Annotated in this window: 13 protein-coding genes; 9 read left to right on the forward strand and 4 right to left on the reverse strand. The window is 43.2% G+C overall.

Features of this window, described 5'->3' with window-relative positions; translation table 11 throughout:
- Nucleotides 1-137: 137 nt before the first annotated feature.
- The 3 genes from FWJ59_RS02720 to FWJ59_RS02730 are packed head-to-tail and all read left to right on the forward strand — an operon-like array spanning nucleotide 138 to nucleotide 3704.
- Nucleotides 138-1148 (forward strand): carbohydrate ABC transporter permease, encoded by a 1011-nt coding sequence (locus tag FWJ59_RS02720; RefSeq protein WP_414480455.1) that lies wholly within the window; start codon nucleotides 138-140, stop codon nucleotides 1146-1148.
- Nucleotides 1145-2140, forward strand: a complete 996-nt coding sequence (locus tag FWJ59_RS02725; protein WP_414480456.1) for a carbohydrate ABC transporter permease — start codon at nucleotides 1145-1147, stop codon at nucleotides 2138-2140. Before FWJ59_RS02720 ends, FWJ59_RS02725 begins: the two co-directional genes overlap by 4 nt.
- Before the next feature lie 58 nt (nucleotides 2141-2198).
- Complete coding sequence (locus FWJ59_RS02730; RefSeq protein ID WP_414480457.1) at nucleotides 2199-3704, forward strand: ABC transporter substrate-binding protein; 1506 nt, start codon at nucleotides 2199-2201, stop codon at nucleotides 3702-3704.
- Between the two features lie 174 nt (nucleotides 3705-3878).
- Here FWJ59_RS02730 and FWJ59_RS02735 read toward each other — a convergent pair whose 3' ends face one another.
- Nucleotides 3879-4835: an ArsR/SmtB family transcription factor gene (locus tag FWJ59_RS02735; RefSeq protein WP_414480458.1), complete on the reverse strand. Its 957-nt coding sequence runs from the start codon at nucleotides 4833-4835 to the stop codon at nucleotides 3879-3881.
- A 241-nt stretch (nucleotides 4836-5076) separates the two neighbouring features.
- Complete coding sequence (locus FWJ59_RS02740; protein WP_414480459.1) at nucleotides 5077-6279, reverse strand: isocitrate/isopropylmalate family dehydrogenase; 1203 nt, start codon at nucleotides 6277-6279, stop codon at nucleotides 5077-5079.
- Between the two features lie 156 nt (nucleotides 6280-6435).
- Here FWJ59_RS02740 and FWJ59_RS02745 point away from each other — a divergent pair, with 156 nt between their 5' ends.
- From FWJ59_RS02745 to FWJ59_RS02770, 6 genes are all read left to right on the forward strand, one after another.
- Nucleotides 6436-7080, forward strand: coding sequence for a YigZ family protein (locus FWJ59_RS02745; protein ID WP_414480460.1), 645 nt, complete (start codon nucleotides 6436-6438; stop codon nucleotides 7078-7080).
- Between the two features lie 80 nt (nucleotides 7081-7160).
- Entirely contained in the window at nucleotides 7161-7856 is a 696-nt protein-coding gene (araD, locus tag FWJ59_RS02750; protein ID WP_414480461.1) for an L-ribulose-5-phosphate 4-epimerase, read from the forward strand.
- A 226-nt stretch (nucleotides 7857-8082) separates the two neighbouring features.
- On the forward strand, nucleotides 8083-10407 hold the full coding sequence (gene yicI, locus FWJ59_RS02755) for an alpha-xylosidase (protein WP_414480462.1): 2325 nt from the start codon (nucleotides 8083-8085) through the stop codon (nucleotides 10405-10407).
- A gap of 484 nt (nucleotides 10408-10891) precedes the next feature.
- Nucleotides 10892-12517, forward strand: coding sequence for a diguanylate cyclase (locus FWJ59_RS02760; protein WP_414480463.1), 1626 nt, complete (start codon nucleotides 10892-10894; stop codon nucleotides 12515-12517).
- Between the two features lie 542 nt (nucleotides 12518-13059).
- Nucleotides 13060-13947 (forward strand): LysR family transcriptional regulator, encoded by an 888-nt coding sequence (locus FWJ59_RS02765; RefSeq protein ID WP_414480464.1) that lies wholly within the window; start codon nucleotides 13060-13062, stop codon nucleotides 13945-13947.
- A 647-nt stretch (nucleotides 13948-14594) separates the two neighbouring features.
- Nucleotides 14595-15878, forward strand: coding sequence for an MFS transporter (locus tag FWJ59_RS02770; protein ID WP_414480465.1), 1284 nt, complete (start codon nucleotides 14595-14597; stop codon nucleotides 15876-15878).
- 271 nt (nucleotides 15879-16149) lie between these two features.
- Here the strand turns inward: FWJ59_RS02770 and FWJ59_RS02775 are convergent, their stop codons facing one another.
- Together FWJ59_RS02775 and gatB are read right to left on the reverse strand one after the other, a co-directional pair.
- A complete protein-coding gene (locus tag FWJ59_RS02775; protein WP_414480466.1) occupies nucleotides 16150-16869 on the reverse strand; it encodes a hypothetical protein in 720 nt (239 codons plus the stop codon).
- A 680-nt stretch (nucleotides 16870-17549) separates the two neighbouring features.
- Nucleotides 17550-18980 (reverse strand): Asp-tRNA(Asn)/Glu-tRNA(Gln) amidotransferase subunit GatB, encoded by a 1431-nt coding sequence (gene gatB / locus FWJ59_RS02780; protein WP_414480467.1) that lies wholly within the window; start codon nucleotides 18978-18980, stop codon nucleotides 17550-17552.
- Between the last annotated feature and the right edge of the window lie 32 nt (nucleotides 18981-19012).

A 19012-nucleotide genomic window follows, 5' to 3' on the forward strand; every position in this document is an offset into this window, starting at 1 on the left:
CCAGTGGGCTGACCGTTGTTTGCTATGATAATGGTGTGAAGATATATATCAATTACAATAAGGATAAATCCATAAAAGTAGGTGAAACGGTCATTGAGCCAATGTCTTATAAGGTTTATGGGGTAGGTGAAAATTAAATGAAATTTAAATGGTTGGGCAGCAAGAAAAAACAGAGAGCTTTAAGAAGGAGAGAAGCCCTTGCAGGATATCTATTTGTATCGCCTTGGATAATAGGAGTTTTGATGTTTTTGATTATCCCACTAGCTCAGTCCTTTTATTACTCGCTCTGCCGGGTGAAAGTTTCGCCCAGAGGGAGAATATTCGATTTTATTGGAATACGAAATTATACAGATATATTCAGGGTGGATGTATACTTTGTAGAGGATTTAATAGGCTATTTGTTAAATACTTTAATTTCGGTTCCGGTTATTGTAGTATTTGCTTTGATTATGGCTATATTACTGAATGGGAAGTTTAAAGGGAAAGGCTTGTTCAGGACAATATATTTTCTTCCTGTTATTATTGTCAGCGGTCCTGTGATGGGAGAGTTGGCAGACCAGGGCGCAACCAGTATACCTGCAATGAATGTAACTGCTATAAGCCGGGTATTGAATGAAATGTTGCCAGGTTTTTTAGCAGAGCCATTTGTTAATTTGTTTAATAATATGATTCTTATCCTTTGGTATTCGGGAGTACAAATATTAATATTTCTTGCGTCTTTACAAAAAATAGATAATTCACTATATGAAGCTGCAAAGATTGACGGAGGATCAGGATGGGAGTGTTTCTGGAAAATTACATTGCCAACCATTAAGCCAATAATTTTACTGAATTCAGTGTATACAGTCATTTATATTTCGAGCAATGAGCAAAACGTAATAATTAACTCTATATACAATGACATGTTTGCGGTAAATAGAGGGTTTGGGTTTGCTTCAGCAAAGGCTTGGATGTATTCTGTAGTGGTATTGGCTATAGTTGGTTTGTGGACACTTGTTTTGAGGAATAAAGATACCTATCAAGCCGAGATAAAACGGGAAATGAAAATGGCCGCCAAGAGAGAAAGAGAGAGGAGAAGGCTAAGAGCAAGGCAAGCTAGGCGTGCCAAGCTAGCAAAGTTTCTAGGTAGGGGGGCCATTGTGAGATGAAATTGGAAATGAGTAAAAATATAGCCACCATAGCGAGAGCAAAAGAGTTTGAGAGAAGAAGAGAAAAAATAGTAAAATTTTTAAAAGGGACCAATGATAGAGAAGGATTTATTCATAGAGTATTTAGATATTTTTTGCTAATAATTATTGGATTTATATACCTTTATCCTCTGCTTTATATGATCAGTACCAGTCTTATGTCGTTGGATGACTTGCTGGATGTGTCGATAAACTGGATACCTTCTGAATTTTATATAGATAACTATGTGAATGCTGCCAAAGCGATGGATTTCTGGAAAGCATTTTTGGACAGCATTATCATTGCGGGTGTTCCCACGTTAATTCAAGTGGCTTCTTGTGCCGTAATAGGATATGGATTTGCAAGATTTGATTTTAAAGGGAAAAGGCTAATGATGCTGATACTTATATTTTCTTTCATATTACCTAAACAGGTTACTATGATGCCTACCTATCAGCTGTATACTAAATTGGGGCTAATCGGCAGTTTAAATGCATTTAATTTATCGGCTTTATTTGGTCAAGGTTTGAATGCGCAAATATTTATATTGATATTCTATCAATTTTTCAGACAGATGCCGCAATCATTAATTGAAGCCGCGCAAATTGACGGTGCAGGCAACATAAGGACTTTTTTGAGGATTGCAGTGCCTTCTGCAGCCCCGGCTATATTGGTTGTATTTCTGTTTTCTTTTGTATGGTATTGGAATGAATCGTATTTGACTTCTATGTTTGTGACTGGGTTAGGAAGTGGAAGGACAAGCCAATGGACTTCTCTGGTTGTAGAGCTTAAGAATTTTGAAGATATTTATGCTCAGTATAATCGAAACAACCAGGAACAATTAAGAAATATCAATGAGTCTATTAAAATGGCAGGTACATTTTTAAGTATATTGCCCCTATTGATTATGTACGTGTTTTTACAAAAGTACTTTGTTGAAAGCGTAGACAGAACGGGTATTACAGGGGAGTAATAAAGGGGTTATGTAACCTCTTTATTATAAAATTTAAAATAAGGAGGAGGATATGTATATGTTAAAAATCAAAAAGCTGCTCTGTCTGTTATTGGTTTTTGTATTGAGTTTTACTTTATTAACAGCTTGTGGCAAGAAAGACGATAAAACGGATACTTCTGTCACCGAACCTGGCAACCAGGATACTGCTCCTTCTACAGATGAGAGCGGTACCGAACAAGATGGAGGGAAAACAGTTGAAAAGTCTCTCCCGCCTATGACTACAGAGGAGATAACCCTAATCTATGCTTCCTGGGAAAACGAAGTTCTCACAACGTTTTTGGCTCAGAAGTTCATGGAGAAGTACCCCAACATAAAGGTAGAGGTAGTAACTCTTCCGCTGGATGGATACAATGATGCCCTATTAAACTTTATTGCTACCGATAGAATGCCTGATGCTTTCTGGATATTGGGCGAATGCGATTTTGCAATTCACAATCAGCTTCTGGGGGATATGACGGAGTACTGGGAAAATGACCCAGAAGCGGAAAACGTTTTGTATACCATTAATGAATGCAAGTTCGGCTACTATGGTACCGACAGGAAATGGGCAACGCCTGTTAAGTTCTTCCCTGAAATTATTTTCGCAAACAAGGCACTGTTCGAGCAATTGAATGTAGAAATGCCTCCTATGGATTGGACATGGGAAGAGATGATTGAATATGTTAAGAAGATGACTATACCCGAAAAGGGAATATATGGATTTAATCAATACAGGAGAATCGTAACCTGGTACCCAGTTTCGGCGTTTGACGATTGTTGGGGTGAGTTTGGTTGGGATGGCCAATCCTACCACTTTGAATATTGGGCTGATGGGATACAGCAAGAAGCAGAGCTGGTAAATGGTGGGTATCATGCGCCGCCATATGGCTCTGATGAGGCAGAAGCTGCATTTGGAGATAGGAATATGTGGGCTGCTGACTCCGGTAAGATCGCTTTCCAATTTGATGCCTGGTGGACCTTTAATAATCTGTTCGCAAGAGATACCTACTTGGAGAAAGGGCTTATATATGTTCCATATCTTGTTCCCAGAGTGGAAGGTTCAAAGAGTCAGAAGAGAATGGCAACCCTTGACTTCGGTGGTATTTCCTCTTCAACAGAGCATCCCAGGGAAGCTTATGAATTGCTCAAGTTTATGAACTGGGGTGAGGAAGGCTGGATGGCCAAGATCGAAGCGTACAAGACTTTGACCAATCCCGATGGTTCTGCGCTATCTGTCGATGCTCTGCCGATTACTTTAAGTGAGACAGTATGGAAAGAAATAAGGCAGTTCTTCCCGGGAGAAGATGATCCTTATGGCAGGGCTCCATGGTTTGATTACTGCTTAGAGAATTGTAAATACCCCATTCCTTACGGTGGAACTACAATTCCAGGTTTTAGCACTTTCTTGGCAGAGGCATATGCTGGCGTAGAGGATTCAATTTTCAATGGAGGCGTAGATCCTCACGATTTGGTGGATGAGTTAAACGAAAAGGCAAATGCTGCCAATAGAGAGGCTATGAAGGCCTTTGAGAATTACAAATAATGTTAAAAGGATAATTTTAAGCGATAAAAAGAGTAGGGCCATGTTGATGCCCTACTCTTTTCTTTTTGTATTCATTTGCCATTGAAGCTTTTATGCAATTTTAACTGAGCATTCTTTTCAAAATAGATAATGTAAGCAGGTTAAATTAAAGGGTTTGACCTGCTTATATTATCTTTATTTAGAATTTTCCGTTGATCCATTGCTCTGTGAGCCATTGGTCTGGTTTTCAAATATGATGCGGAATTTAATTCCCTGATTGTAGTTTCCAAAGCCCCTCCCAAAGATGGTGACGCCCCCTATGTTTTCGGCCGTATCGGGTACTGATATTCTAAGGATTATATCGCTTTTATGGTTGATATTGAGCTTTTCGATGGTTGTATCGGAAATCCATTTACCATCGATGAAGGTACCTTCAGAGTTTATTGAAAGAAGTTTTAAAAGGCCGTACTGGTTCCAGTTGGGAAACCACCAAACTGGCGTATATAACCCTCGAACGGCTCCGAAATCTCCTGGACTGGTCCAATAACCCAGCGGTATGCCGTTGATAGAAAAATGTATATCGCTGGGCCAATCTTCGCAGATGCCCGGGGCTTCAGAAGAAAGCTCCATAGAAAATTGCAGCTCTACAGCTTTTTGCCATGGTTTCAAATAGTTGGGAATTCGATATTCTACAAAGCCTTTTGTAAACCATAGTATACCGGCATCTACCCGTTCCGGGTCATCAAAGTATCGGGGGTCGTCCACTTCGCCTATAATGTGATCTTTTGTCGCTATTCCACAGGTCGGGTATACTTGATAGGCGGTGAAATGTCCTACATCGATTTCGCCTTGATACATTTGTTCAAGCCTGATATTAGATGCCAGTTCAATCAGCAGTTTATCTTCCTTTAGATGACAAACTTTTTGCAATCCTCTTTTTCCTGGCATTAATTGGACATCCACCAGACCACATTTGGATAATATTCTTATATGAGCTGTTAAGGCCCCATTTGTTATGCCCAGCATTTCAGCCATCTCATTCATGTTGAGATGCTTATGCTGCACTAACAGCTGAATTATTTTAAGCCGTATTTCTGAGGAAAGGGCTTTGAATACTTCCATTCCTTGGTTGAGATCCTGTATATGCTTCATATTTCTATCACCCACGTCAAAAGTATTATTATAAATATTTTAGCAAAATCTAAAGTTTTCTATATAATAGCATTTTATCAATGCCTTTGTAAATAGGTAATTTTTATTAAACTTTAGCCAAATTTTTGTCTACAATATTGGAAAAAGCATTGTTCTCTTTATGGCATAAAAATAGGCCAGACATCTCGGTTCTGGCCTATTGGAATTGCAAACATATGGACGCATAACAGTTTCTACTTTTTCAACCCTTTGTATATTCTAACCAGCGATTTTCCAGGTTGGCATCATTGAGCGTTTCCATGATGTAATCGGTAAACTGAGCGCCTGTGGCTCCTGTATCCCTGCCGGTTATGACCAGCTTTTTCTCGTACGTTCCACAGATATCCAGCGCCATATCCAGCTTTCTGGCTTTATCCCTGTATCCTATGTGTTCAAGAAGCATGCCTGCAGCGCGGATTATGCTGCTGGGGTCGGCGTATTGCGTACGCCCCTCCTCCACCATGCGCGGAGCCGAGCCGTGTATGGCCTCAAACATGGCATAGCGCTTTCCGATGTTAGCGCTTCCGGCGGTGCCTACTCCTCCCTGCAATTCGGCAGCTTCATCAGTTAATATATCCCCATACAGATTGGGCAAAACTATAACTTTAAATTGCGTTCTGCGCTTGGGGTCTAAAAGCTTTGCGGTCATGATGTCGATGTACCAGTCATCCCATTCGACATCGGGGTATTCCTTGGCCACTTCACGGGCTATGTCCAGGAACTTTCCATCTGTGGTTTTAACCACATTGGCTTTTGTCACCACTGTTACCTTGTTTAAACCGGTCTTGCGGGCATAATCAAAAGCGGCTTTAAGGATTCTGTAGGACCCTTCATAGGTGGTTATGGTAAAGTCTATGGCCAGGTCTTGGTTGACGTGGATGCCTTTGTTGCCAACGGCATAGGCACCCTCAGTGTTCTCGCGGAAGAAGGTCCAATTTATGCCTTCCTGGGGGATCTTTACGGGCCTTACGTTGGCAAAAAGGTCTAGCTCTTTTCTCATGGCCACATTGGCGCTTTCTATGTTGGGCCATGGGTCTCCAGCTCTTGGCGTGGTGGTAGGGCCTTTGAGTATTACGTGACACTGCTTGAGCTCTTCCAGTACATCGTCGGGGATGGCCTTGTTATGCCTGGCGCGGTTTTCGATAGTGAGACCGTCTATGACTTTAAAGGCTATCTTGCCTTCCTTTATCTCGTCTTGAAGCAAGGATTCCAATACCCTTTGAGCTTGGGAAGTGATATACGGGCCTATGCCATCACCGCCGACTATGCCGATGACTATTGTGGGCAACTTGCTGTAATCTATGAAGTCTTGATCCTGCTTCATCCTTTCTATTCTCTCTAACTGTTCTTCAATGAGCTTTCCAAAATGTTCCTTCGCCCGCTCAATCATCTCTTCTTTGGTCATGGTCTGCTCCCTCCCTCTTTTAGTCAAATGTAGTGAATTTTTTATATGTTCTAAGTTTAATGGATTATAAACTTGATTTCAACCCGATATTTACAGTTGTCTGCAGATATGTTACCATGATTATGTAGAAAGGTTTGGAATGATATTGATATAACAATGAAGGGCATGGTAGACGTGGTCAAACAATACTATACTATAAAACAGAGAGCACGGCATGAAATTATAATACAGAAATCCAGATTTATTGGCGATGCATTTCATATCAGCTCTGAGCAGGAAGCCCTTGAAAAGCTTCAGGAGGTAAAATCGGAGTTTCCTGATGCCACCCATCATTGTTACGCCTATGTGGTAGCCCAGGAAACTTTGAGCCAGCGTTTTAACGATGACGGTGAGCCTAGCGGTACCGCTGGGATGCCGATATTGCAAGTTATACAGAGCAGGGGATTAAAGAATGTATTGGTAGTGGTAACCCGTTATTTCGGTGGGATAAAGCTGGGTGCCAATGGTTTAGTTAGGGCCTATTCGAGGGCGGCTGTTGAGGTTTTAAATGAGGCTGGAACAAGGCGTATGGTATTAAGCCCCAGCGGAGTTATATCGGTGGACTACTCTTATATTGGACAGGTAGAATACTTTTTACGTCAGAAGGGTGTACATCTTATTGATGTGAAGTACAGCGATAAGGTCACCATGCAGGTTATCACGCCCATAGACTGGGATGATCTTTGCAAAATGCTGAAGGAGATATGTAGAGGAAAAGTCGAGTTTAAGGAGTTTCCACCCGTATTCCATTCATGGGAATAGAATTGTCCTTGTATTTGATATCTTAAGGCAACTTTCCTATGAGAATATAAATGAGAGGAATATAAAGGAGTGATGTACATATGCTTAAATGGCTCAAAGAAGCAGTACTTGAGGCCAATTTAGAACTTCCTCGTCGAGGCCTGGTTATTTATACCTGGGGTAATGTCAGCGGCATATCAAGGGAAGAGGGCTTGGTGGTCATAAAGCCAAGCGGTGTTCCTTATGAAGAGTTGAAGCTGGAAGACCTGGTGGTAGTGGACCTTGATGGGAATCAGGTGGAAGGAAAGCTCAGGCCTTCATCCGATACTCCTACGCATCTGGTGCTGTACCGCGCTTTTCCTGAAATTGGGGGTGTGGTACATACACATTCGTCATGGGCAACCAGTTGGGCGCAGGCTGGGCGCGGGATTCCAGCTCTGGGCACCACCCATGCCGATTATTTTTACGGGGAGATACCATGTACCCGTGACATGACTGCTGAGGAGATACAGAGGGGCTATGAGGCTGAAACCGGAAACGTCATAGTTGAAACCTTTAGGACAAGGGGGATAAATCCACTCCACGTGCCCGGCGTACTGGTTAAAAATCACGGGCCCTTCAGCTGGGGCAAGGATCCCCATGAAGCGGTTCACAATGCGGTGGTAATGGAAGAGGTGGCCAAGATGGCTTTCCGTACATTAGTTTTATCTCCCAATGTGAAGGCCATTGATCAAGTGCTGCTCGATAAGCATTTTTTGCGCAAGCATGGGCCTAATGCCTACTATGGGCAAAAGTAAAGCTTGTTTGGCTTCCTATAGCAGATAAAAGGATGTTTTTCTGGCTGAAAATTTTAGTAGGGATGATGGCTTAACAGAAGTATTGGTCTAATCCTATATAATTTATAATTGCTCTATGCTGTTGATGGCTTTTTGAAAAGAAGAATGCTATGCTTTTGAGAAGCGTTTACTGCTAAGGTATATACAAAAAAGGGTATGGGACTTCTTGCTCGGAGAGGAGGATTCCATGAAGTTTACAAATGGCTACTGGCTGATGCGGGAAGGGCTCAAGGCTTATTTCCCTGCAGAGGTACATGACGTGGAAATAAAGGACAATTTACTCATAGTGTACGCCCCATGCAGGCACATAAGGCATAGGAGCGATACCCTGGATTGCCTGTTATTTACGATAGAGTTTAGCTCGCCCATGGAGAACGTGATTAGAGTAAAGATATGCCATCATAAAGGAAAGGTTGAAAAGCCCCCGTTTTTCAATATCAATGAAAAGCCCTATGTAAAAGCGGAAATCAAGGATGACGATGAATACGCCTGGCTGGCTTCCGGACAGCTTAAAGTGCGCATAAGAAAGCGTGGAGACTGGCGGGTTGAGTTCCTGGGGCGGGATGATGAACTGATAACCGAGAGCAGCTTCAAGAATATGGGCTATATAGTCATGGACAGCGGTGAAACGTACGTGCACGAGCAGCTGCTGCTCAAAGTGGGGGAATGCGTGTATGGGCTGGGAGAGCGGTTTACTCCTTTTGTAAAGAACGGACAAACGGTGGATATGTGGAACGAAGATGGTGGTACCAACAGCGAGCTAGCCTACAAGAACGTCCCATTTTATATGACCAATCAAGGGTATGGGGTGTTTGTCAATCACCCCGAGAAGGTATCGTTCGAAATTGCCTCCGAAAAGGTAAGCCGTGTGCAGTTCAGCGTACCGGGTGAATACCTCGAATATTTCATAATCTACGGCCCGGAACCCAAAAAAGTGCTTGAGAGGTATACTGACCTTACCGGCAAACCGGCCCTGCCGCCGGCCTGGTCTTTTGGGCTCTGGCTTACTACCTCTTTTACCACCAGCTATGATGAAAAGACCGTCACCAGCTTTATCGACGGCATGGACGAAAGGGATATCCCTCTGCATGTGTTCCACTTTGACTGCTTCTGGATGAAGGAATTCCACTGGTGCGATTTTGAATGGGATGAGAGGGTATTCCCTGATCCGGAGGGGATGCTCAAGAGGCTAAAAGAAAGAGGGCTTAAGATATGTGTGTGGATTAACCCATATATTGCGCAGCGCTCCAGGCTGTTTGAGGAAGGAATGAAGCACGGTTATCTTCTAAAGAGGCCCAATGGCGATGTATGGCAGTGGGATATGTGGCAGGCCGGCATGGCTCTGGTAGACTTTACTAATCCAGAAGCGCGAGAGTGGTTTAAGTCTAAATTGAGGCGATTGCTGGATATGGGCGTGGACGCGTTTAAGACCGACTTTGGCGAGAGGATACCCACCGATGTGGTGTATTATGACGGGTCGGATCCGGTAAAGATGCATAACTATTACACCTATCTCTACAACAAAACGGTATTTGAGGTGCTGGAGGAGAAGTATGGCAAAGGCGGAGCGTGCCTGTTTGCCAGGTCGGCAACGGCAGGCAGCCAGCAGTTCCCGGTTCATTGGGGAGGAGACTGTACGGCCACCTATGAGTCCATGGCTGAGACTCTGAGGGGGGGCCTATCCCTTGGTATGTCGGGCTTTGGTTTTTGGAGCCATGACATTAGCGGTTTTGAACACACCGCTACGCCCGACCTGTACAAGAGGTGGGCGGCCTTTGGGCTCCTATCCTCCCACAGCCGTTTGCACGGCAGCAGTTCCTATAGGGTGCCCTGGCTGTTTGATGAAGAGGCGGTGGACGTGGTAAGGCATTTTACAAAGCTAAAATGCAGATTGATGCCTTATCTATATGCTGCTGCCTGTGAGGCTTCTCAAAAAGGTATTCCTGTGCTGAGGAGCATGCTGCTTGAGTTTCCCGATGACCCCACGTGCAGCTATCTCGATCTGCAATACATGCTTGGCGAGGCTCTGTTGGTGGCTCCCATATTCAACGATAAAGGAATAGCCCAATATTACCTTCCTGAAGGGAGATGGACTCACCTTTTAGACGGGCGGGTAATGGACGGCGGGCGATGGGTAAGGGAGAAATACGATTATATGAGCCTGCCTCTATGGGTGAGGCCCAATTCCATAGTGGCGGTAGGTGCTGTCGATGTAAGGCCCGATTACGATTATGCCCGGGATATAACCTTCCATATATTCCAGCTGGATGATGGTAGTGCTGTGGAGGCGCAGGTTCCCAATATTAACGGGCAGATTGAAATGCGCGTGCGGGCCGAAAGGAAGGGTGACGTCATCACCGTCGCAGTAGATAACCCTGCAAAGCCGTGGAAGGTGATGCTCCGCAACATCACGCCGGTGGAGGTCATAGAAGGGATAAGGGATTTTCAGGATTTACTGGGGACTTGCATCAAAGCCGAGGACGGAAGTGCTCAAATAAAAGTACGAATATGACGGCTTTTGTCATATATAAAATGTATAAATGGCCTTTGTGCGTAATGGATAAGGAACTGAAAGCTGTTTTTGGCTCCTTACCTTTATCTTTTTTTGTATATTAGCTTCCGATTTTCAAAGTTTTGGATACCTTTATGGCCTTTTTAGTTTGATTAATGGTTTAGCTTATATATAGCAAGGTTTATGGCATATAATTCCTATTTCTTTTGAAGAGATGGACTATCCCTACTTTGCTCTAGCGTTTACAACCGTTTGATAGTATGCTATCATAATAATAGTATGCTGACATAATAAATAGGAAGAAGGCAAATCGGGATCAGATAGAAAAGCAGTTTATAATACCGATCACCCTTTGGAATCGCATGTGGTATCGCAAAACACGGGACATTGTATGTATTAGATAGCGAATGCCCCTCGATTTGATTGGGGGATAATGCCATATTACAAAAGATCTGTTGACTTTATAAAGGGATGAAATTGGAATATGGGCGAAAGACTTGGGAAAAATAGGATCCTGCTGGTTGAAGACAGCCGCTTAACGGCTGCCATGGTGTCCGATTTTTTGATTAAAAACGGCTTTGAAGTAGAGGTTGTGCCTTCTGGGGAAAAAGTAGTGCAACGGATAGGGAAGGGCATGATCCCCGATTTGATCTTGATGGACATAGAGCTGGCCGGGAAAATGGATGGCATTGAGGCGGCGGATATCATATCAAAGCAGCAGGATATACCAATCGTATTTCTTACCGCCAACACTTCAAAGGAGATCATGGAGAAGATCAAAAGGGTTAAGGCGTATGGATTTGTGCTCAAGGATACTGATCGGATTGCGTTGCTTTCTACGATAGATATGGCTATGAGGCTACACGAGGCAAGCGTATATGCTACTATGTTTGAGCGCCTTTTTGAAACTTCCGTCAATGAGCTGTATATATTTAATCCCGAGTCATTTAAGTTTGTGGTGGTTAACAAGGCTGCCACAGCCAATTTGGGGTACACCTATCGGGAGCTAGAGGGAATGACCGTATTTGATATAAATCCGCAGCTGGATATAGAAGGGCTGAGGGAAATCATTAAAGGATTGATGCATGGCAAACAGGAACGGGTGGTGCTTGATACCGTTCATAGAAGGAAGGATGGCTCATTGTATTATGTAGAGGCATACCTGCAGCTGTTTGAGTATAGAAGGTCCAAATACTGCATGATGTTCGCCATTGACGTCACTGAACGGAAAAGGGTGGAAGACGAGCTTGAGGAGAGCAGAAAGCAGTATGTAGAACTGGCTCAGGAGGCTCCCATTGGTATTTTAAAGTGCGATGTGGAGGGCAATGTCGTATACATAAATAAAAAAGCCTTGGAGATATTCGGCTCTTCGAATGCGGGGGAAATCAGCAACATAAACTTCTTTACATTTCCACTGTTTGTTGAGTCAGGCCTGTCACAGAAATTGAAGGAGTGTATGGTGAACAACTTGTCTCAGACTGTGGAGAACTCCTATACATCAAAATCGGGGAAAAACATATGGCTCAGGATTCATATTAAACCCCTTTTAAATAAGGATGGTATGGTGAAAGGTGCTCAACTCATACTGGATGATATAACCGAAAAGAAGGAGATGGAAAGGCAGCTCTATGAGATGTCCATCACTGATCCCCTGACTAATGCTTATAATTTCCGATATTTTATTAGAAAGCTTGAAGAGGAAATTTTGCGGGCACAGCGAGCAGGGGAGAGCTTTTCGCTCATCGTGTTTGACATAGATCGATTTAAGAGTTTCAATGATTCTTTTGGGCACCAGGTAGGAGACTTTATATTGAGAGCCACCGTTGATATGGTGAAGGGACGAATTCGTAGGACCGATACCCTGGCACGGTGGGGTGGGGAAGAGTTTATAATCCTCCTTCCCAATACCAAGCTGGAGGATGCGGCTAAATTGGCTGAGGAACTGCGCCAGAGGCTGATACAGTTGAAAGTGGGCAACAATGAAAGCGTGACTGCCAGCTTTGGCGTGGCCGAATACCAAGAGGGAGATACGGCCTATTCAATTTTGAAAAGGGCCGATGCCATGATGTATAAGGCAAAAAATGACGGAAGAAATTGCGTTAGATATTGATATATGCTCAATATCGAAAGCTTAATGGTTTGCATAAGCCACAAAGCTGCCCAAAATTTTTATTGATATTTTTGAAGCTTTATTATTATATATCGTGTAACATGTGAATTGTATTTAACATGTGAATTGTTGTGCGATTGCGTGCAGTATTGGCATGTTTATAGAGGCGTACTCAACGGCGAGTACAACCAGCTGTTGAGTGCGTCTTTTTTGTTTTTCTAAACTTTAACTTTATGGGATAGATAGATTCAACGTGGGCCCGAGTGTGAGTTTTTCCTGTTTTTGACCGATAGCGAGGGGAAGCCCACCATTAAAACTCACGACAACTTGGAAGAGGCCATTCGAGGAGATGGAGAAAGGCTAACTGGTAAGGGAAACCCTATGCGAGCATGTTTTTACCAAATATATTGAAGCCAAGCGCAGGGGATGGGAAAACTCGTAGGGCCAAAATCACCCCATGAGAGATAGAACATTATTTGACCAAATATTGATGATGGCTTAAAATTAATTTAAAATATGCCTTTTATGAAGGTGGGCTTGTGATGGATATAAATCTGGAACTCTACAAGATCTTTTATCATGTTGTAAAAGCGGGCAGCATATCCAGGGCATCTCAGCAGCTATTCATATCCCAGCCTGCTGTCAGCCAGGCCATAAAAAAGCTGGAGTCCAAGCTGGGAGGCCAGCTCTTTGTGCGTGCTCCAAAAGGCATTACCTTGACTCCCGAAGGCGAGGTGCTGTTCAAGTATATCGAGCAAGGGTACAACATGATCATGCTGGCCGAAAGCAAGTTCATGGAGGCCATAAATCTGGATATAGGCAGTATACGCATCGGTGCAAATGACATGACGTTGAAGTATTTCTTGCTGCCATATCTTGAGGAATTTCACAGGCTTTATCCCAAGGTTAAAATAATGGTGACCAACAGGCCTTCACCCGAGACGGTGGAATTTTTAAAGAAGGGGGCTATTGATTTTGGCGTGGTAAGCCTTCCTCTGCCCGATGATGATTCGCTAGAGGTGTTTGAGGCTATGGAGATACAGGACTGCTTTGTAGCCAATGAGCGCTTTGGGCACCTTGCTGGGCGGGAGGTTTCCATTAAGGAGCTTGCGGAATATCCCATTATCATGCTGGAGAGGAATACCAGTACGAGGCGGTATATTGACGAGTATCTTTCACGGTACTCTGTGAACCTGATCCCGGAGTTTGAGCTTGCTACCAGCGATTTGATAGTTGAGTTTGCCTGCAGGGGTTTAGGGATATCTTGCGTGGTGAGGAATTTTGCAGAGGAGTATATAAAAAAAGGTGCGTTGTTTGAGATTAACTTGAAGGAAAAAATCCCCCCAAGGCATTTTGGCGTAATAAAGCTGCGCAATGTACCGCTCACAGCTGCTGCTAAAAGGTTTATGGAGCTTATACAGAGCAAATAAACAAAAGGCTGTGTTGTAAGAGATAAGTAAGCATATTAGTAAAGGGGTGTACCGTTATGATTGTTCAAAAAGTACAGCCTATTTTTTGTTTGATAGCTTATCGATATCCCTCTAACACTTCATTTAATAGCATTCTCACTGTTTTAGAATCTGGAGTCTCAGATATTGCTTATACTTTTGCATGTATTCCTTGTGTGTTAGGTTTTTAGTCTCCTTTAGAAGTAAGTGTTGCAAAATTTCGGTACAAATTAAAAGTGAATCTCCTGCTCCTGAACGGAAAGGACTGCAGTAATTAGTAGAAATAAATTTCCGTGGATCATGCGTATTAGTAGCTATGCACCATAGCAAGTGGTTTTCGAGGAGAATAGAAACGTAGTATATCCGACATTGTAAGTTTACTGATTAATGTTATTGCCTTGGTTTACATGGGGTTAAAGCGGCTTATAAACCGCTTCTTTATGTGTGCCCAACATAAGCGATAATTTTATGCTAATAAACAGACCTATTATCTGCTTGCAGTCTTATGTTGAAATTACATGGAAAATATCATATAATCCTGTCTGAGGCTTTAAAGATAATATTCTTCTGTGATGCGATTGTATATTTTTTATTTTTTAACTCATGGTTTTGGGAGAGGAATAGCTGTCGTGAAAAGGATATTGATGAAAAACCAGCTACTGCGTACGCTTGTTGAACTACGCGGTAATCCCCGTGCCTGCGTTTTTACTGAGCCTCTGTGGGGGCTTTCCATGAACCTGTGCCTGCCCTACTCATCGGTGTTTATGCTTGCTTTAGGTTTGAACGATGTGCAGGTAGGGATTATAACTTCAATTTACATGTTTTCTCAAATGATATGTGCCTTTTTTTCTGGCGCTATCGTCGATAAGATGGGGCGCAGGAAGAGCACGGCGGTATTTGATTTTCTGGCTTGGAGCCTTCCCTGCCTGTTATGGGCTTCCAGCCATGGGTTTTGGTCTTTTGCTGTAGCGGCATTGTTTAACGGAATGATGAAGATAACGATGGTATCCTGGAATTGCTTGCTGGTAGAGGATGCGCCAAAAGATAGAATAACCCATATATATTCGTGGGTCATAATTTGCGGCAATCTTTCGGCGCTGTTTGCGCCCATATCTTCATTCCTGGTATCCAAGTTAACGCTGGTGCCTGCATTGCGAATTCTGTATATCAACGCTTTCGTCGTCATGACAGCTAAACTGCTAATACTGTATAGGTTCTCGACAGAGACGGAGGTTGGTAGGATCAAGCGCGAAATGTCTCGCAATATGTCATGGAGTCAAATGCTATCAGGCTATAAAAGTGCAGCACAGAAGATATTAAATTCTAGAGGCACCATATTTGCAATAATCATAAGCGTGTTGGTAGAGATTGTGGGTATGCTCGGGACCACCTTCTGGCAGATTATAGTCTCACGCCGAATCGGAGTACCTGATGCGCTGTTGCCCATTTTCCCGATGGTGCGAAATATATTTGTAATCGTTCTTTTCTTTACGGTTATTTCTCGAATTAATCAAAACAGAATGAAATGGCCGCTGTACGGGGGTTTTGCCAGCTCTATTTTAGGCTGTATACTGTTGATCTCTATATCCAATACCAGTGTATGGGGATACGCAATATTGCTGATCTCTTTGCTTTTTGATGCCCTGGGCGGAGCTGTTTTGAATACGCTCAGAGAATCCTTAGTGGCCATTCATGCTGACCCGGAGGAGCGTTCCAAGATTATGGCCCTGTTCCAGACCGTAGTGATGCTGGTGAGCATGCCCTTTGGATATATTGGAGGGGTGCTAAGCGAGGTCTCAAGAGTATTGCCCTTCGTTCTCAGCATAGGCTTGTTGCTGTTAGGCATCATAGCAACGGCTGTATTTTACCGGAGTAGTGCACAGGAACGCTTCAGAGGGATAGCAAATTACTAACTATTTTGTCTCCAATTTTTTTGAAACGAAAACGACGTTTTAGCTTTTTCCATGAATGCTCGATATCAGCTTGTATTGCTGAATGCCGGTTTATAGCGGAATTAGTGGTGAGGCTGATTGGTATCGCTAATTCCGCTTATATCGTTTTGAGAGATTATTTTGAAATAAAGTTCCCTAAAGGCACGGTATGGGGAAAATTGTACGATAGTTATGAATTTCTTGGGAGATGGAATTTTATTGTCCATCTATAAGCAGAATTTCGGACGGTCCATCAAATTGGTAATTTTGTAATCATATAACCTCCTGCCATCAAACTCATCAAATTGGCCGTAACGACATAAAAAACTGTACGCAAGCGATGAGCCTTTATGACGAATAGAAAAGCGTATAATTCGGCTATAAACACCAATATTTCGCCGAATACCAGGCTAAATATCAAATAGCTTTCTGTGGGGGCGAAGCCGTTAATCCAAATATTCAATACTCCTTGAGTCATTACGTTTATTACGAGAAAAGCAGTCCAATGGCTTTTGTCCCTAAACCCAAATAACCAGAAAATGATGGCTTCTATGAGCAATGTTAAAATTACACGCATAGAAATTAATATAATCGACCTTGATGGCAGCTTCCCTGGGGTTAATGTTCTATCTTTCAAGTTTAGTGTATAGACGTTATTGTATGAGTTAAGGGGTTTTTCTATAGCTATTTGATAGCTTTCCTCCCCTATAGTAATTTTAAAAACGTAGTCGCCAACGCCTCTTAAATGGCGAGAGTAGAAGGTATAGTATCTCTCCATAGCCTTATCAACTTTATTAGCTTTTACATATGTATCGCTCGTTTTGATACTGATATCCAGGTCGGGTGGCGGATTTGAAACGATGATCAAAATGGATGGGGGTTCAGCAGCGTTGGCATAGCATATGGACCTAAAAGATACAAACATCGATATTAACACTACTAGAATTAACATGCTCTTTTTTGCTTTGGTCATAAAAATCCCTTCTTCCCGTATTATTTCTCTAGGATGAAAGAGTCCGATTTTGCCACAAGCTTAATTTCCAAAAAGGCGATTGGGCGCGGATACGGCTTGGATTCGCTGAAATTGGTAAGTTGATTATATCATAAAAATTCCTGTTGCTCTAATAATTTTTTGGTTTATTTCTGCAGGTGGATTCTGCAGTAAAAAATTAACCGCTTCTATGTCACAAAAAATACTCTACTCCAGATTATACGCTTGTGTACGGTAAGCCTACAACAACATAACTGATGGCTCTCGTTGAAAGTGGGAATGCGGCATAATCGGTGTAATGAAGTGAAGGATATATAATACTCGAGCGCTATACATATCGCTTCCACGAGGCAGGTAAAGTAAATCCATATGATAATTACACGCAGGCAAAAATGTCATGGAGAACTACTATATTACTATGCGACATCTCGAATAATTACGCTAAAACGGCATCAAAAACAGCGTCAAAAATAGCCAATATAGGCGTTTGTTCCTATTTGTTGCATGCTTCTTATGGCGTCATCAAAAACAAAAGAGGCAATTTTAAAATTGCCTCATCTAGGATTCTGTAGTCGTAGTATTCAAAAATTTATGTGAAAATTATTGATAAGCAGAACCTATAAGGTTGAGGGCGCTACCAGGGGAAAGGCACCGTTTAGGCTTTACTCTTCTAATTTCTTTACCAGCAGCTCGTTCAAAAGCTGTGGGTTTGCTTTCCCCTTTGTAGCTTTCATGGCCTGGCCTACCAGGAAGCCAATGGCCTTTTTCTTGCCCTTCTTGTAGTCGGCCACCGAATTGGGATTCTCCTGGATTACCTTTTCTACTACTTGGAGGAGGAGCGATTCGTCATTCAGCACCTCCAGGCCCTGCTCCTTGACTATTGCCTCCGGATCTTTGCCGCTGTCAAACATCTCCTCAAATACCTTTTTGGCCGTGGGGCCGTTTATCACTCCCTTATCCAATAAGGCTACCAGCTTTGCTAGATATGCCGGCGGGAATGGAACCTGGGACACCTCGAGGTTCCTCTCATTGAGTATTCGCAGCATGTCTCCCATTACCCAGTTGCTGATCGCTTTGACGTTATTGCTTGCCTTTGCCGCTTCTTCAAAGAAGTCGGACAGCTCCTTGGAAGAGGTCAACACCCCCGCGTCGTATTCGGGCAGCCCGTATTCCGTCATATACCTCTGTTTTCTGGCATCGGGCAGCTCGGGTAACTCGTTTTTGAGCCTTTGGATGAGCTCTTCTTTGATGATCAACGGAGGCAAGTCGGGTTCTGGGAAATACCTGTAATCTTGTGCATCTTCCTTGCTCCTCATGGGATAACTTTTACCTTTGGCGTCATCCCAGCGCCTGGTCTCCCTCTGTATCGTGCCACCAGATCTTACCACTTCTATCTGACGGGCCACTTCGGCTTCGATGGCCCTATAGATTGCGCGGAAAGAGTTTAAATTTTTCATTTCAGTCCTTTCGCCCAATTCTTTGGAACCTTTGGGACGAATGGAGATATTCACGTCGGCTCGCAGGGAACCTTCCTCCATCTTGCAGTCGGAAACCCCGATGAATTGAAGTATGGCCTTTAGCTTCTCAAGGTAGGCTTTTGCTTCGGCAGCTGAGGATATGTCGGGTTCACTCACTACCTCGATGAGCGGCACCCCCGTGCGGTTGTAATCCACATATGAGTTGTGGCCATATTCGCTGTGTACCAGCTTACCGGCATCTTCTTCTAAGTGGATTCTATTTATGCGTATTTTTTTCTTTCCGTTTTCGGTCTCGATTTCGACATACCCATTTTTACATAGCGGCAGATCGTACTGGGATATCTGGTATCCCTTTGGCAGGTCGGGATAGAAATAGTTCTTGCGGTCCTGCTTGGTAAAACGGGATATGGTACAGTTTGTAGCCAACCCGGCTTTTATGGTATATTCTATGGCTTTGCGGTTGAGCGCCGGCAATGTTCCCGGCATGCCGAGGCATACCGGGCAGCAGTGGGTATTGGGCCGGCCGCCAAACTCTGTGGTGCAGGAGCAAAATAACTTCGATTTGGTGGATAGTTCCGCATGTACTTCAAGGCCGATGACTGCCTCATATTCCATTCGCATTCACTTCTGTCACATGTAATTTTGAG

It is taken from the genome of Caldicoprobacter sp., assembly GCF_047459465.1.
Taxonomy (GTDB): Bacteria; Bacillota; Clostridia; order Caldicoprobacterales; family Caldicoprobacteraceae; genus Caldicoprobacter.